The organism is Curtobacterium sp. MCBD17_032 (assembly GCF_003234855.1).
In the GTDB taxonomy this organism is placed as follows: Bacteria; Actinomycetota; Actinomycetes; order Actinomycetales; family Microbacteriaceae; genus Curtobacterium.
Genome location: NZ_QKTO01000007.1, coordinates 1 through 14392 on the forward strand (window position 1 = coordinate 1; position 14392 = coordinate 14392).

Here is a 14392-nt window from a genome sequence, read left to right on the forward strand (position 1 = left end):
GCGCCGCGCGACCTCCCACAGGGTGACACTCGCGGCGATGCCGGCGTTCAGGGACTCGGTCGCGCTCGAGATCGGGATGGAGACGATCGCGTCGCACGTCTCGGTGACGAGGCGGGACAGGCCCTTGCCCTCCGAGCCGACGACGATGACGATCGGGCGGTCGGCGAGCTCGAGGGCGTCCAGCTCGACGTCCCCGCCCCCGTCGAGACCGAGCACGAACAGGCCCATCGACTTGAGCGACTTGAGGGTCTGCGTCAGGTTCGGGGCCATCGCGACGGGCGTCCGGGCTGCGGCACCCGCCGAGGTCTTCCACGCCGAGGCCGTCACGCCGACGGAGCGGCGCTGGGGCACGATGACCCCGTGCCCGCCGAAGGCGGCCGTCGACCGGATGATCGCACCGAGGTTGCGCGGGTCGGTGATGCCGTCGAGCGCCACGATGAGCGGGACCTGGTCGCGCGAGAACGCCCGCTCGACGAGGTCCTCGGCGACGGCGTACTCGTACGCCGGCACCTTGAGCGCGACGCCCTGGTGCACGCTGTCGTGCCCCGTGATGCGGTCGAGCTCCGGACGCATGATCTCCATGATCGGCACGCCGCGGTGGTTGGCGAGCGCCAGGATCTCCTTGACGCGGTCGTCGACCTCGATCCGGGCGGCGATGTAGAGCGTCGTCGACGGGGTCTTCGTCCGGAGCGCCTCGAGCACCGAGTTGCGGCCGGTCACGAGCTCGCTGTCGTCGGTCTTGCGGGCCGGCGGGCGACCACCCGAGCGCGTCTGCGGCGCCGAGGCGCTGCTGCCGCCACGGCGGGCACGCGCAGCCTCGAAGCGCTCCTTGGCGGCCTTGCGCTTACCGGCCGGGTGGTACGGGCGGTCCTCGGCCTTCGGCGTCGGCTTGCGGCCCTCGAGTGCCTGTGCGCCCTGGCCGCCCGAGCCGACCTGCTTGTTGCCCTTGCGGCCGGTGCGGACGGCGCCCGGACGACCCTTCTTGCTCCCCGAGACGTTCTTCATGCAGTTCTCCTGTTCGGCACTGCCGTGTTCAGGCGATGCTCCAGCGTGTTCCGGACGGTGTGTCCTCGATCGTGATGCCCGCGCCTGCGAGGTCGTCCCGGACGCGGTCGGCCGTGGCGAAGTCCCGAGCGGCCCTGGCGTCGGCGCGTTCCTGTACGAGGCGTTCGACGAGGGCGGCGAGCGGTGCTGCGGCGGTGTCGTGCGCACCGCCCGACCAGTGCGGTGCCCGCGGGTCGATGCCGAGCACCTCCACCATCGCGGCCACCTGATGGTACGCGACGCCGAGCGCTTCCGCATCGTCGGCGTCGAGCGCGGCGTTCCCGGCACGGACGGTCTCGTGCAGGACGGCCAGTGCCTGGGGCACCGCGAGGTCGTCGTCCATGGCGTCGGCGAACGCCTCGGGCACGGCCGGGGCGTCCGCGAGCTGGACACCCTCGAGTCGTGCCGCACCCCGCTCGAGGAACCCCTCGATGCGGTCGAGCGCGGCCTCGGCCTCGGCGAGGGAGCCGTCGTGGTGGTCGATCGTGGACCGGTAGTGGGCGGCGCCGAGGAAGTAGCGGACGACGACGGGCCGCGCGGCACCGAGGAACTCCGCCGCGAAGATCGAGTTGCCGAGCGACTTCGACATCTTCTGGCCGCCGACGGTCACGAGCCCGTTGTGCAGCCAGTACGAGGCGAAGGGGTCCCCCGCCGCGGTCGACTGCGCGAGCTCGTTCTCGTGGTGCGGGAACCGCAGGTCGAGCCCGCCGCCGTGGATGTCGAATGCCGGGCCGAGGTAGCGCCGGGACATCGCCGAGCACTCGATGTGCCAACCCGGTCGGCCGGCACCCCACGGCGAGTCCCAACTGGCCGTCGAGGGTTCCCCGGCCTTGCTGCCCTTCCACAGGGCGAAGTCGCGGGCGTCCCGCTTGCCGCGGGGGTCCGCGTCGGTGGCGTCGACCATGTCGTCGCGGCGCTGCCGGGTGAGCGCGCCGTACCCCGGCCAGCTGGCGGTGTCGAAGTAGACGTCACCGCTGCCGTCCGCCGCCGGGTACGCGTGTCCACGCTCGATGAGACGGGTGACGATGTCCTGCATCTGCGGGATGCTCGCCGTCGCACGGGGCTCGTACGTCGGCGGCAGGATGCCGAGCGCGGTGTAGGCGGCGGTGAACTCGAGCTCGACGCGGTACGCCCGTGCCCACCACGGCTCGTCGGTGCCCGCAGCGAGGTCGAGCACCTTGTCGTCGATGTCGGTGACGTTCCGCACGAGGGTGACCCGGTAGCCGCGGTGGCTCAGCCAACGACGCCAGATGTCGTAGACGAGCGCGGACCGCAGGTGTCCGATGTGCGGGGACGACTGCACGGTCGGCCCACAGACGTACATGCTGACCTGCCCGTCGACCAGGGGCACGAGGTCGACGACGTCGGCGGCGCGGGAGTCGTACAGGCGAACGGTCACACCACAAGCCTAGAGGGGGACGCCCCCACCGCGACGGAACAGGGCAGGGCCTGTGGAGTGTTCAGACGGCCCGGACGACGGCCGTGGCGATCGCGGTGAGCCCCTCGCCCCGCCCGGTGAAGCCGAGCCCGTCGGTCGTCGTCCCGGAGACCGCGACGGGAGCGCCGACGACCGCGCCGAGCGCGTCCTGCATCTCCTCGCGGCGGGCCCCGATGCGCGGGCGGTTCCCGATCACCTGGACCGTGACGCGGACCGGGACGAGGCCGGCGGCACGGAGCAGCTCGACGGCCCCGCGGACGAACACGTCCCCGCTCGCGCCGGCGTACCGCGGGTCCGCGGTGCCGAACCGTCCGCCGATGTCGCCGAGGCCCCCGGCGGAGAGCAGCGCATCGCACACCGCGTGAGCCACCGCGTCCCCGTCGCTGTGCCCGGAGAGTCCTGCCTCGTCGGGGAAGTCGAGGAGCCCGACGCGGCACGGGCTCGCGGGGTCGAAGGCGTGCACGTCGACGCCGAGCCCGACCCGCAGGTCGACCGACGGACGGGGGCCCAGGGCTGCCGCCCGCTCGGCGACGACGGCCTCCGCGCGTCCCAGGTCCCAGCGTGTGGTGATCTTGAACGCGTCGGCGTCCCCGGGGACCGTGCGGACGGTGCCGCCGGCCGCCTGGAACACGCCGGCGTCGTCGGTCTCAGCCCGGGCCGCTCCGGCGTAGGCACGGCGGAGCTCCGCGAGCGGGAAGCCCTGCGGGGTCTGCACGCCGACGAGCGTCGACCGGTCGACCGTCTCGACCACGGTGTCCCCGTCGACGCGCTTGACCGTGTCCGTGACCGGCAGGGCCGGGACCACCCCGACGCCGGAGTCGCGCACCGCCGCGAAGACCCGTTCGAACTGGCTCGCCGGGGTCAGGCAGCGCGCGGCGTCGTGCACGAGGACGGTGGTGACGGCGTCCGGCAGGGCTGCCAAGCCGACCTCGACCGAGGCGTGACGATCCGCGCCTCCCGGCACGACCGTCGTGTACCCGGCCGCAGCGCCCGCGGCGGCGGCGACCAGCGCGCGGCACTCGTCGAGCCGGTCCGCCGGCGCGACGACCGCGACGAACGTCGGCTCGGCCAGCGTGAGGACCGTCCGGAGCGCACGGACGAGCATCCGTTCACCGGCGACGGGGACGAACGCCTTCGCCGTCCCGAGTCCGAGCCGGGTGCCGGACCCGGCCGCGACGACGACGACCGCACGGGCTGCCAGAGCTGGGCTCTGCGCCGGTGCGGTCGTCGTGGTGTCGCTGGAGGTCACTCGCCGGTCAGGACGCGAGGACCTCGTCGAGGACGGTCGATGCCTTGTCCTCGTCGGTCTTCTCGGCCAGGGCCAGCTCCGAGATGAGGATCTGCCGGGCCTTGGCCAGCATCCGCTTCTCGCCCGCGGAGAGCCCGCGGTCCTGGTCGCGGCGCCAGAGGTCACGCACGACCTCGGACACCTTGATGACGTCCCCCGACGCGAGCTTCTCGAGGTTCGCCTTGTAACGGCGCGACCAGTTGGTCGGTTCCTCGGTGAACGGTGCCCGCAGGACCTCGAAGACCTTGTCGAGGCCTTCCTTGCCGATCACGTCGCGGACGCCGACCAGGTCGACGTTGTCCGCCGGGACCTCGATCGTCAGGTCACCCTGCGTGACGCGCAGCTTCAGGTAGACCTTCTCCTCGCCCTTGATGACGCGAGTCTTGACTTCAGAGATGGTTGCCGCCCCGTGATGGGGGTAGACGACGGTCTCGCCGACCTCGAATTGCATGTATCAGGCTCCGTTCCCAGACCTCCAGTTTACCACAAGGGTGGTACGGGTAATGGGCCAGGACCGCACCACCGACCGCGCACCTCGGCCCGCCGCCGAACCGTCTGACGACGGCCCCCGCCGGGGCCTGGGTAGGATGATCGCCAGGGCCGTACGGTCCGCCATCGTTGACTTCCGGAGGAACCTCTTGCGAGCTCGGGTACTCGTTTCCGTCGCCGTCGCCGCGTCGATCGCCCTCGGCGCGACCGGCTGCGAGTTCTTGTCGCCGGCGCGCACGAAGGAGATCCGCCAGATCACCGACGGCGTCGACGTGTCGACCGGCAGCATCGACGTGCGCAACGCCCTGCTCATCACGGACACCGGCGAGGACGCCCGCTTCGTCGGCACCCTGGTCAACACCGGGGAGCGCGACCGCACCGTCACGCTCGAGCTGGACGGCACCGACCAGACCGTCGAGGTGCCGAGCAACTCCACCCTCGTCCTGGCCGACGACGAACAGCACGACACCGTCGACTTCGACGACGTCACCGCGAAGCCGGGCTCGCTCGTGAAGATGTACTTCTCGTACCAGGGTGCCGAGGGCGCCTCCGCCACCGTGCCGGTCCTGACGAGCGCGCAGGAGGAGTACCAGACCCTCGCGCCGACGCCGACCCCGATGTCCACCTCGACGTCCCCGGCCGAGAGCGGCACGCAGTCGACCGGCGAGGCCGTCCCCGGGACGCAGCCGTCCGACTCCCAGACCGACTCGTCCGAGGGCGACAACGGCACGAACTGACGCAGCAGACACCCGGGAGGCCCGGGCCGGTCCCGCAGGACCGGCTCCGGGCCTCCTGTCCGTCCGGACGCGGTCGCGGCGACCAGGCTTCGTACCGCCGACAGGCGGCTCCGCCCCGTACCGCCGACAGGCGGCTACGCCTCGATGCGGTACCCGAGTCCGCGGACCGTCACGAGGACCTCCGGTGTGCTCGGCACGCGCTCGATCTTCGAGCGGATGCGCTTGATGTGCACGTCGAGCGTCTTCGTGTCGCCGAAGTAGTCCGAGCCCCACACCCGGTCGATGAGCTGCCCGCGGGTGAGCACACGGCCGGCGTTGCGCAGCAGCAGTTCGAGGAGCTCGAACTCCTTGAGGGGCATCGGCGTCTCCGAACCGTCGACCGAGACCGTGTGGCGCTCGACGTCCATGCGGATGCCGCCGACCTGCAGGATGCCGACGTCGCCCGGGTCGTCCTCGGTGCGACGGCGGAGGACCGCACGGATCCGCGCCAGGAGCTCCCGCGTCGAGTACGGCTTCGTCACGTAGTCGTCCGCGCCGAGCTCGAGCCCGACGACGATGTCCACCTCCGAGTCCTTCGCGGTCAGCATGATGATCGGCACGTTCGACCGCGTCCGGATCTGCCGGCACACCTCGGTACCGCTCAGTCCCGGCAGCATGAGGTCCAGCAGGACGAGGTCCGGGTTGTCCGTGTCGAACTTCGACAGCGCGGTGACGCCGTCGGCAGCGACGGAGGTGTCGTACCCCTCGCGCTGCAGCAGGAACTCCAGGGGTTCGCTCAGGGCCGGCTCGTCGTCGACGATGAGGATCTTGGTCACGATGGCTGCTCTTCCAGTTGCTCTTCGAGTGCTGTGGTCAGTTCGGGGTCTGCTTCGGGGAGACGGATGGTGAACGTCGAACCCTTGCCGGGCTGCGACCAGACGCGGACGTCGCCGCCGTGGTTGCTCACGACGTGCTTCACGATCGCGAGCCCGAGGCCGGTCCCACCGGTCGCTCGGGACCGCGCGGGGTCGACACGGTAGAACCGCTCGAACACGCGGTCGAGGTCGGACTGGGGGATGCCGACACCCTGGTCGGTGACGGCGATCTCGACGAACCCCTTCACGCGCCGCACACCGACGCCGACGCGGGTGTGGTCCGGGGAGTACTTGACGGCGTTCGCGATGAGGTTCGACACCGCCACCTGGAGCAGGCCGGGGTCCCCGATGACGAGCGCCTTCGAGCGCTTCGCGCGGACGAGCTCGATGTCCCGGGCCCGTGCGACGACCTCGTTGCCGTCGATCGCCGCCTGCACCACCTTGTCGATCGCGGTCTCCTCGCTGGCCTCGAGCGCGTCGACGGACTGCAGTCGGGACAGCTCGATGATGTCCTTCGTCAGGGCGCCGAGGCGCTCCGACTCGGACACGAGCTGCGCGGCGAACTTCCGCACGTGCGCCGGGTCGTCGGCGGCGAGGACCAGGGTCTCCGAGAGCAGACCGATCGCGCCGATCGGGGTCTTCAACTCGTGCGAGATGTTGGCGACGAAGTCCCGCCGGACCTCGTCGATCCGCCGGCTCTCGGTGAGGTCGTCGGCGGTGAGGAGCACGTACCGGTTGCCGAGCTGCGCCGCGCGGAAGCTGAGGTAGCCGATGACCTCGCCCCGCCCACCGCGCGGGAGTTCGAGGTCCTCCGACCCCATCTCGCCACTGCGGCGCACCTGGTCGACGAGCTCGGTGAGTTCGGCGTGCACGAGCTTGCGGCGGACGACCAGTCCGACCGCGAGCGCCTGCGGCGAGGCGGCCACCACGGTGTTCGACGGGTCCACGACGACGGCGGGGTTGTGCATGGTGGCGATCACGGCCGCGACGCCGTCGGGGAGGCTCCGTTCCGCCACGTCGGCAGCCCGTGCCGTGCGCTCGGCGGTGATGATCAGCACCACGACGCCCGCGCCGAACACACCGCCGAGGAGCATCGACAGTGGCACGAGCCACGCGTTGTCCATGCCGCCAGTGTAAGAGTGGTCACACGCGGTTCCGATGCCGTTCACCGCTCTCCGGAGGCCGGAACGCGAACCGTTCAGCCGCAGGTCACCGATCGTTCACCTGGGCTGAGGACACTCGTCCAGTACGCAGAGAGAGGTTCTCCCCATGCGCGAAGTGTTCCAGCAGGAGCTGCAGGACGTCCAAGAGCGTCTGACCGAGATCGCCGGACTCGTCGAGTCCGCGATCACCCGAGCGACCCAGGCGTTCAGCGACTCCGACGTCGCACTCGCCGAGGAGGTGATCGCCGACGACCAGAAGATCGACGAGGCCGCCTCGAACCTCGACGAGGTCGCGATCGACATCCTCGCCCGCCAGGCTCCGGTCGCGCGTGACCTCCGCGTCGTCGTGACCGCCCTCCGCGTGAGCTCCTCGCTCGAGCGCATGGGCGACATGGCCGAGCACATCGCGCAGCTCACCCGCCAGCGCTTCCCCGAGAAGGTCGTGCCGAAGGGCCTCCGCGGCACGTTCAAGCAGATGGGCGCGCACGACGTCGCCATGGCGCAGAAGCTCACGCGCCTGCTCGCGACCGAGGACATCGCCCTCGCCGCCGAGATCCGCGACGAGGACGACGCCGTCGACGAGCTGCACGCCAGCGTCTTCGACTTCGTGCTCGGGGAGGCGTGGAAGGGCGGCCCGGTCGACACGGTCGACGCCACGCTCGCCTCCCGCTACCACGAACGCTTCGCCGACCACGCGGTCTCGATCGCGAAGAAGGTCGAGTACCTCGCGACCGGCGACTGGGCCGGCGCTGCGTCGGTCACGGTCTCGCCCGCCTGACGCGCCCGCCGCCGTCGCCTCGTCGAGACGCCGCCGAGCCACCGAGACGCCGCCACTCCGGGCGGCGCCGCACGTGGTCGGCGGCGTCTCGCGTGCCCGACGGCGTCCGGCCGTCTGAGAGGATCGGGGCATGGCCCAGGTCGCGATCATCGTCAACGGCATGCCCGGTTCCGGGAAGAGCACGGTGGGGGCCGCCCTCGCCGAGGTGCTCGGGTGCCCCTTCCTGTCGAAGGACCGCATCAAGGAGCCCCTGGCCGACATCGCGGGTCCGACGATCGCCGCACCGACGCTCGGCGGCGTCGCGATGGACACGATGTGGGCGATGGCCGGTGCGGTCGAGAACGGGGTCGTCGTCGACGCCGTCTGGCTCCCGTCCCGTGACCGCGCCTTCCTGGAGGCCGGACTCGCCACCGCCGGGTCGCCCCGAGCCGTCGAGGTGTGGTGCGACGTCGACCGTGCCACCGCCGAGGAACGGCTCCGCGACCGCTACGACCCCGGCACGCTGCCGGTGCGGCACGACGTGCACGGGGACCTGGCCGCGGTGCTCACCTTCTGGGACGAGCACGGCGACGCGGCCGCTCCGGTCGGCGTGACACCCGTCGTCCGGGTCGACACCGCCCGGCCGTACGACGTCGGCGCGCTCGTCCAGGAGATCGCCGCGCACTTCGCCTGAGGGCGAACGGCCGGCGCGGGACCGCTCGAGCAGGCCGTCGGACCACCGGCCCGTCGGGCCATCGGACTGCCCGGCCGCATGACCGCATGGCTGCAGGACCGCCCGACCGCCTGGCCACCGGACCGCCCGACCGCCCGACCACCGGACCGCCTGGCCGCCTGGCCGCCGGAACACCGGACCGCCTGGCCGCCAGACCGCCAGACCGGCAGACCGCCAGACCGCCAGACCGCCAGACCACCGAACCGCCCGGTCGCCGCCGCCGCACCATCGGACGGCCCGACCACCGGACGACAGGAGGCCCGCCCCAGCCGGGACGGGCCTCCTGTCCGGACGCGACGCAGGTCGCCCCGGGTGGTCTACTTCTTCGCGCCCTGCGCGGCGACGGCCGCGGCACCGGCTGCGGCGGCCTCGGGGTCGAGGTAGGTCGCGGGCTTCGTCGGACGGTGATCGTCGTCGAGCTCGTACACGAGCGGGATGCCCGTCGGGATGTTCAGCCCGGCGATGTCGTCGTCGGAGATGCCGTCGAGGTGCTTCACGAGCGCGCGGAGCGAGTTGCCGTGCGCGGTGACGAGGACGGTCTTCCCCGCCGCGAGGTCCTTCGTGATGTCGGACTCCCAGTACGGCAGGAGGCGCTCGATGACGAGCTTGAGCGACTCGGTCCGGGGCAGCTGGTCGCCGAGGTCGGCGTAGCGCCGGTCGCCGGCCTGCGACCACTCGGCGTCGTCGGCGATGGGCGGCGGCGGCACGTCGAACGAGCGACGCCACTCCATGAACTGCTCCTCGCCGTACTGCTCGAGGGTCTGCGCCTTGTCCTTGCCCTGCAGGTCCCCGTAGTGGCGCTCGTTGAGACGCCAGTCGCGCTTCACCGGCAGCCACGCGAGGTCCGCCTCGAGCAGGGCGATGTCGGCGGTCTGGATCGCGCGGGTCAGCAGCGACGTGTACAGGACGTCGGGGACGATGCCCGACTCGGCGATGAGCTCGCCGGCGCGCTTCGCCTCCTTCTCGCCCAGCTCGCTGAGTCGGACGTCGACCCAGCCGGTGAACAGGTTCTTCTGGTTCCAGTCACTGTTGCCGTGACGCAGCAGGACGAGCGTGGAGGTCATGCGACGGAGTCTACCGAGCGGCGCTCCACCCGTACCCTGGTCCCATGCCCGGGAACGCCTCGCCGATCGGCACGGTCACGCGCGGGACGACCGGGCACAACCGCCTCCGCCGCGTCGACCGGTGGATCGCCACGCTCCCGGTGCTCCGCCGGACCGACGACCCGCTCGTCGCCGACGTCGGCTACGGCGCGAGCCCGACGACGACGCTCGAGCTCCGCGACCGGCTGGCCCGCGTCCGACCGGACGTCGAGGTCACCGGCATCGAGATCGAGCCCTCGCGCGTGGCCCTCGCGAACGCCGGGACGCGTGACGGCGTCACCTTCCGGCTCGGCGGCTTCGAGACCCCGACGCCGGGCGGACGGCGGCCGGCCGTGATCCGCGCGTTCAACGTGCTCCGGCAGTACGACGAGTCGGCGGTCGTCGGCTCGTGGCGCATCATGCAGGACCGGCTCCAGCCCGGCGGCCAGCTCGTCGAGGGCACGTGCAACGAGGTCGGTCGCGTCGCCTCGTGGGTCACGCTCGACCGGGAGGCCCCGCACACCTTCACGGTCGCGCTGCGGCTGGCCGGGCTCGACGTCCCGAGCATCGTGGCGGAACGCCTGCCGAAGGCGCTCATCCACCGCAACGTCCCCGGCGAGCGGGTGCACGCGTTCCTGCGCGACCTCGACCTGGCCTGGGCGGTCGCGGCACCGCTCGGCACGTACGGCCCCCGGCAGCGCTGGATCGCGACGGCCCGCGGCATGCGGGACCGCGGCTGGCCGGTGCTGCACGGGGTGGCGCGGTGGAGGCTGGGCGAACTCAGCGTCCCCTGGTCGGCGGTCGCTCCGGCGTGAGCGACGTCGGTGGGCGCGCGTCGCACCCGCTGACCGGCGACGCCTGGACGGCCACGACCTCGACACGGTGGAGGGGCGCGTCGGACCGCGACCACGGCGACGCGGGAGTCGGACGTCGCGCCGCGTCAGGACCGGGCGCGATGAGCGGGACGGGGCTCGGTGCGGGGCGCGGGCGGGGTGTGGGGCGCGCCCGCGCTCGGCCGGTCAGCCGCGGCGGACGGCCCCGAGGCGCGGGAGGCGCGGCACGTCGGCCGTCGCACCGGCGCCGGGCGGCACGACCACTTCCTGCGCGGCGGTCACCACGACGTCGTCGACCGGGAGCGTCAGCACCGCCGACGGGTCGAGCGAGCGCTTGACCACGGCGAGCCCCACCGGCCCGAGCTCGTGGTGCGTGGCCGAGGCGACGAGCCGCCCGACCTCGGTGCCGTCGAGCGTCACGGGGGTACCGGGTGCGGGGACGACACCGTCCGAGCCGTCGAGGTGCAGCATCACGAGCCGCCGCGGCGGACGCCCGAGGTTGTGCACCTTCGCGACGGTCTCCTGCCCGCGGTAGCAGCCCTTCGACAGGTGCACGGCGGAGCGGAGCCAGTCGAGCTCGTGCGGGATCGTCCGCTCGTCGACGTCGGTCAGTGCCGGACGCCAGGCCGCGATCCGCAGGGCCTCGAGCGCCAGGAGGCCGGCGACCGGCACGTCCGAGGCCGCGACGGCAGCGGCGGTGTCGGGGGTGACCACGGCGATGCGGAGGGTCCAATCGGAGCCGGGGTGGGCCTCCTGGTCGGCGTAGCCCCAGCCGCCCGGCGTGACCGACGCCCACGGGTCGACCCACGTCGCGAGCGGCTCGGCACCGCCGAGCGGGTCGGCGCCCGCGAACCAGCCGAGCGTGGTGAGGTCTGCCGACCGGTCGGTGACCTCGACGCGGAGCATGAACCGCATCGACGCCAACCACGCGGTGAGGGGCGCGGCGTCGTCCGGCTCGGTGAGGAGCCACGTCGTCTCACCGTCGTCGACCACGCGGGCGGCGTGCTCGACACGGCCGGAGGCGTCGAGCACGAGCGTCTCGGTACTGACCCCCGGCGCCAGCCCGAGCAGCAGCTGCGACGTGATCGAGTTCAGCCAGGACAGCCGGTCCGGGCCCGACACCGTGACGACCCCGAGCCCGAGCTCCACGACCGCGCGGCCGCGGACCAGCAGGCGCTGCTCCCCGATCGGGTTGCCGAAGTGCGCCGCCGGACCGGCCTCGGACGCCACGAAGCCGTCGTGCCCCGCGAACGGCGACGGCATCAGTCGACCTTCGCGAGCTGCCCCGAGGCGTGCGAGGTGAGCTCGCGGCCGAGCGCGGCGATGTCCCACGCCCAGAACAGCTTGCCCTCGACGAGGCCGTACATGCGCGTCGCCGCCGAGTACTCCTTGGCGTTGGCGGAGCGCATCACGGCGTCGGTGGCGAGGTCGATGCGGCCCTGCTTCACCCGGCCCACGTAGAGCTCGTTGACGCCCGTGGGGTGGATGATCGCCGCCTCGACGTCGAACCCGTCGGTCTGGTTGCGCAGCGTCTCGACGCTCTGCGTGGTCGAGAACGGCACCGGTCCGTCGCCGAGCAGCATCGCCGGACCGCGGTCACCGGGCTCGGACGGACGGTCGAGCCGCCAGTACCCCATCTCGGCGGCGAGCGGGGTGTGGTCCTCGTCGAGCAGCCACGTCGTGGACGAGTAGTTGAGGTACGGCAGACCGTCGTGGCTGAAGCTCACGCGCTGGCCGAACTCGTACGTGCGGACGGTGTCGTCCTCGCCCACGGGGTACTCGACGACCCCGGTGCCCTCCCACACGCCGACCAGCCACGACAGCGGGACGAGCTCGGCCGAGAGGCCTTCCGGCAGTTCGATCACCGCTGGCCCTTGAAGAGCTTGACGATGACCGTCACCGAGATGAACGCGATGGCGAGCGACGCCAGGCCGAGCAGGCCCACGTAGAAGAGCTCGAGCGCAAGCAGCGAATCCATGCCGCAACTCTACGCGGCCGGCACCGACAGCGCAGGACGCTCAGCGAGCCAGCAGTACGAGCGCGGTGACGAGCACGACCACGAACGACCCGGACGAGGCGATGCTGATCCGCTCGACCAGACCGTCCTTCGTCTGCGTCGCGAGTTGGAGCACGAAGCTGACGAACACCGCCGCGACGAACACGAGCAGGAGCCAGGCGAACGAGTCCTTCGCCGTCAGGGTGAGCACGAGCACCGCCCCGACCACCGCGAGCAACCAGACCGGCACGACGGACACCAGGCGCAGTCGGCGCTGGCTCGGCCCGACGGGCGGCTCTGCCGTCGCGGGGTCGGTGGTCTCGCTCACGCACCCATCATGACAGTCCGCCGCTGGACCGTCCGTCCGGGTCGGTCCCGCGGGGCTCACTAGGATGGCGCAACGACGTCTTCTCCCTCTGGAGGTCCTGTGGCACAGCTCCTGGTACTCACCTCGGCCGCGCCCGGCGACGTCCTCCCGAGCCTCGGCCTGTTGAGCCACCGGATCCGCCACGTGCCGGCCGAGGCCGCGCAGCTGGTGAACGCACCGCAGAGCGACCTCATGTTCGTGGACGCCCGGACCGACCTGGTCAGCGCCAAGGCCCTGTGCAAGATCCTCGCCACGAGCGGCTCGACCACCCCGGTCGTCCTCGTGGTCACCGAGGGCGGCCTCACCGCGGTGACGACCGAGTGGAACATCGACGACGTCGTGCTCGAGTCCGCCGGCCCGGCCGAGGTCGACGCGCGCATCCGCCTGAACGCCGGTCGCGCGTCGAAGAACCCGACCGGGTCCAAGATCCAGGCGTCCGGCGTCGTCATCGACGAGGCCAGCTACTCCGCCAAGGTGCGCGGCCGGCCGCTCGACCTGACCTTCAAGGAGTTCGAACTCCTCCGCTTCTTCGCGTCGCACCCCGCGCGGGTCTTCACCCGCGAGCAGCTGCTCAGCGAGGTCTGGGGGTACGACTACTTCGGCGGCACCCGGACGGTCGACGTGCACGTCCGACGCCTGCGCGCCAAGCTCGGCGACCTCGAGTCGCTCATCGGCACCGTCCGCAACGTCGGGTACCGCTTCAACGTCCACGACGACGACGAACGGCTGCAGGGGCAGTGATGCTCGCCGTCGTCGAGCAGCTCGCCGACGCCGCGGTCGCGGACGGCGAGGCTCCCCCGTTCTCCGACCAGACGCTCGTGGACCTGCGGGCCGGTCGGGCGCGGGTCCTCGGTGACGACTCCGGCATCGCGGTCGTCCGGGACGACGAGGTCGAGGTCGTCGTCCGCCGGGAGGCCCGGGGGCGCGGCATCGGGACCGGCCTCGTCGAGCAGGTGCTCGCCCTCGGCGACGACGCCCCGGTCCGCGCGTGGGCGCACGGCGACCACCCGGCCGCACGCGCCCTCGCGGCCCGGTACAGCTGGTCCGCGGAGCGGACGTTGCTGCAGTTGCGGGCACCGGTGCCGACGTCGGTGCCCGATCCGCGCCTCCCGGCCGGCTACCGGCTCGACGCGTTCCGCGCCGGCTCGGCGGAGGACGAGACCGACTGGCTCGCACTCAACGCGGCCGCCTTCGCCACGCACCCGGAGCAGGGCCGGATGACGCTCGAGGACCTGCGGGCCCGCGAGTCCGACGCGTGGTTCTCCGGCGAGGACCTCGTGCTGCTCCGGGACGCCGACGGTCGCCTGGCCGGCTCGTGCTGGCTCAAGGTCGAGGACGGCGTCGGCGAGTACTACGCGGTCGCCGTCCGCCCCGACCTGCAGGGGCAGGGCCTCGGCGGCGTGCTCATGCGTGCGGGGTCCGCCCGGCTCGTCGGCCGCGGGCTCGACGCCGTCGCCCTGTACGTCGAGGGCGACAACACCCCGGCGCTGGCGCTGTACCGACGGCAGGGGTTCGTCGACCACACGATCGACGTGCAGTACGCGGCGCCGGGGTCCGGCCGGTAACATGGGGCGGCCGGTGACGCGCCGGTGATCGTGGGTTCGGGGGATC

At 72.3% G+C, this 14392-nt stretch carries 16 protein-coding genes; 6 read left to right on the plus strand and 10 right to left on the minus strand.

Annotated features, from left to right (window positions below; translation table 11 throughout):
* The 4 genes from rlmB to DEI91_RS10790 all read right to left on the minus strand — a co-directional run.
* The coding region (rlmB, locus tag DEI91_RS10775; RefSeq protein WP_111052307.1) for a 23S rRNA (guanosine(2251)-2'-O)-methyltransferase RlmB at nt 1-1005 on the minus strand (1005 nt) is incomplete at its 3' end.
* A 28-nt stretch (nt 1006-1033) separates the two neighbouring features.
* On the minus strand, nt 1034-2443 hold the full coding sequence (gene cysS / locus DEI91_RS10780; RefSeq protein WP_111052308.1) for a cysteine--tRNA ligase: 1410 nt from the start codon (nt 2441-2443) through the stop codon (nt 1034-1036).
* A gap of 61 nt (nt 2444-2504) precedes the next feature.
* Nucleotides 2505-3731: a 2-C-methyl-D-erythritol 4-phosphate cytidylyltransferase gene (gene ispD / locus DEI91_RS10785; RefSeq protein WP_181439574.1), complete on the minus strand. Its 1227-nt coding sequence runs from the start codon at nt 3729-3731 to the stop codon at nt 2505-2507.
* A 7-nt stretch (nt 3732-3738) separates the two neighbouring features.
* On the minus strand, nt 3739-4221 hold the full coding sequence (locus DEI91_RS10790; protein WP_017888066.1) for a CarD family transcriptional regulator: 483 nt from the start codon (nt 4219-4221) through the stop codon (nt 3739-3741).
* A gap of 187 nt (nt 4222-4408) precedes the next feature.
* Between DEI91_RS10790 and DEI91_RS10795 the strand changes: the two genes are divergently transcribed.
* A complete protein-coding gene (locus DEI91_RS10795; RefSeq protein WP_111052309.1) occupies nt 4409-4996 on the plus strand; it encodes a hypothetical protein in 588 nt (195 codons plus the stop codon).
* Nucleotides 4997-5130: 134 nt separating this feature from the next.
* Here DEI91_RS10795 and DEI91_RS10800 read toward each other — a convergent pair whose 3' ends face one another.
* Nucleotides 5131-5811: a response regulator transcription factor gene (locus tag DEI91_RS10800; RefSeq protein ID WP_111052310.1), complete on the minus strand. Its 681-nt coding sequence runs from the start codon at nt 5809-5811 to the stop codon at nt 5131-5133.
* On the minus strand, nt 5808-6974 hold the full coding sequence (locus DEI91_RS10805; protein WP_111052311.1) for a cell wall metabolism sensor histidine kinase WalK: 1167 nt from the start codon (nt 6972-6974) through the stop codon (nt 5808-5810). Before DEI91_RS10805 ends, DEI91_RS10800 begins: the two co-directional genes overlap by 4 nt.
* 145 nt (nt 6975-7119) lie before the next feature.
* On the opposite strand from DEI91_RS10805, the gene phoU reads away from it, so the two are divergent.
* Entirely contained in the window at nt 7120-7791 is a 672-nt protein-coding gene (phoU, locus tag DEI91_RS10810) for a phosphate signaling complex protein PhoU (RefSeq protein ID WP_111052312.1), read from the plus strand.
* Between the two features lie 130 nt (nt 7792-7921).
* Nucleotides 7922-8464: an ATP-binding protein gene (locus tag DEI91_RS10815; protein WP_111052313.1), complete on the plus strand. Its 543-nt coding sequence runs from the start codon at nt 7922-7924 to the stop codon at nt 8462-8464.
* Between the two features lie 356 nt (nt 8465-8820).
* Here DEI91_RS10815 and DEI91_RS10820 read toward each other — a convergent pair whose 3' ends face one another.
* The gene (locus DEI91_RS10820; RefSeq protein ID WP_111052314.1) at nt 8821-9567 is read right to left on the minus strand and encodes a phosphoglyceromutase; all 747 of its coding nucleotides are present in this window, start codon (nt 9565-9567) and stop codon (nt 8821-8823) included.
* Nucleotides 9568-9611: 44 nt separating this feature from the next.
* On the opposite strand from DEI91_RS10820, the gene DEI91_RS10825 reads away from it, so the two are divergent.
* Nucleotides 9612-10400: a class I SAM-dependent methyltransferase gene (locus DEI91_RS10825; RefSeq protein ID WP_111052315.1), complete on the plus strand. Its 789-nt coding sequence runs from the start codon at nt 9612-9614 to the stop codon at nt 10398-10400.
* Between the two features lie 204 nt (nt 10401-10604).
* Here DEI91_RS10825 and DEI91_RS10830 read toward each other — a convergent pair whose 3' ends face one another.
* The 3 genes from DEI91_RS10830 to DEI91_RS10840 form a co-directional block, all read right to left on the minus strand.
* Nucleotides 10605-11681: a folate-binding protein YgfZ gene (locus tag DEI91_RS10830; protein ID WP_111052316.1), complete on the minus strand. Its 1077-nt coding sequence runs from the start codon at nt 11679-11681 to the stop codon at nt 10605-10607.
* Entirely contained in the window at nt 11681-12283 is a 603-nt protein-coding gene (locus tag DEI91_RS10835; protein WP_111052317.1) for an FABP family protein, read from the minus strand. The genes DEI91_RS10830 and DEI91_RS10835 overlap by 1 nt, the downstream gene beginning before the upstream one ends.
* 153 nt (nt 12284-12436) lie before the next feature.
* Entirely contained in the window at nt 12437-12742 is a 306-nt protein-coding gene (locus DEI91_RS10840) for a hypothetical protein (RefSeq protein WP_111052318.1), read from the minus strand.
* Between the two features lie 99 nt (nt 12743-12841).
* Between DEI91_RS10840 and DEI91_RS10845 the strand changes: the two genes are divergently transcribed.
* On the plus strand, nt 12842-13522 hold the full coding sequence (locus DEI91_RS10845; RefSeq protein ID WP_110824120.1) for a response regulator transcription factor: 681 nt from the start codon (nt 12842-12844) through the stop codon (nt 13520-13522).
* Nucleotides 13522-14346, plus strand: coding sequence for a mycothiol synthase (gene mshD / locus DEI91_RS10850; protein ID WP_111052319.1), 825 nt, complete (start codon nt 13522-13524; stop codon nt 14344-14346). The genes DEI91_RS10845 and mshD overlap by 1 nt, the downstream gene beginning before the upstream one ends.
* Nucleotides 14347-14392 lie beyond the last annotated feature (46 nt).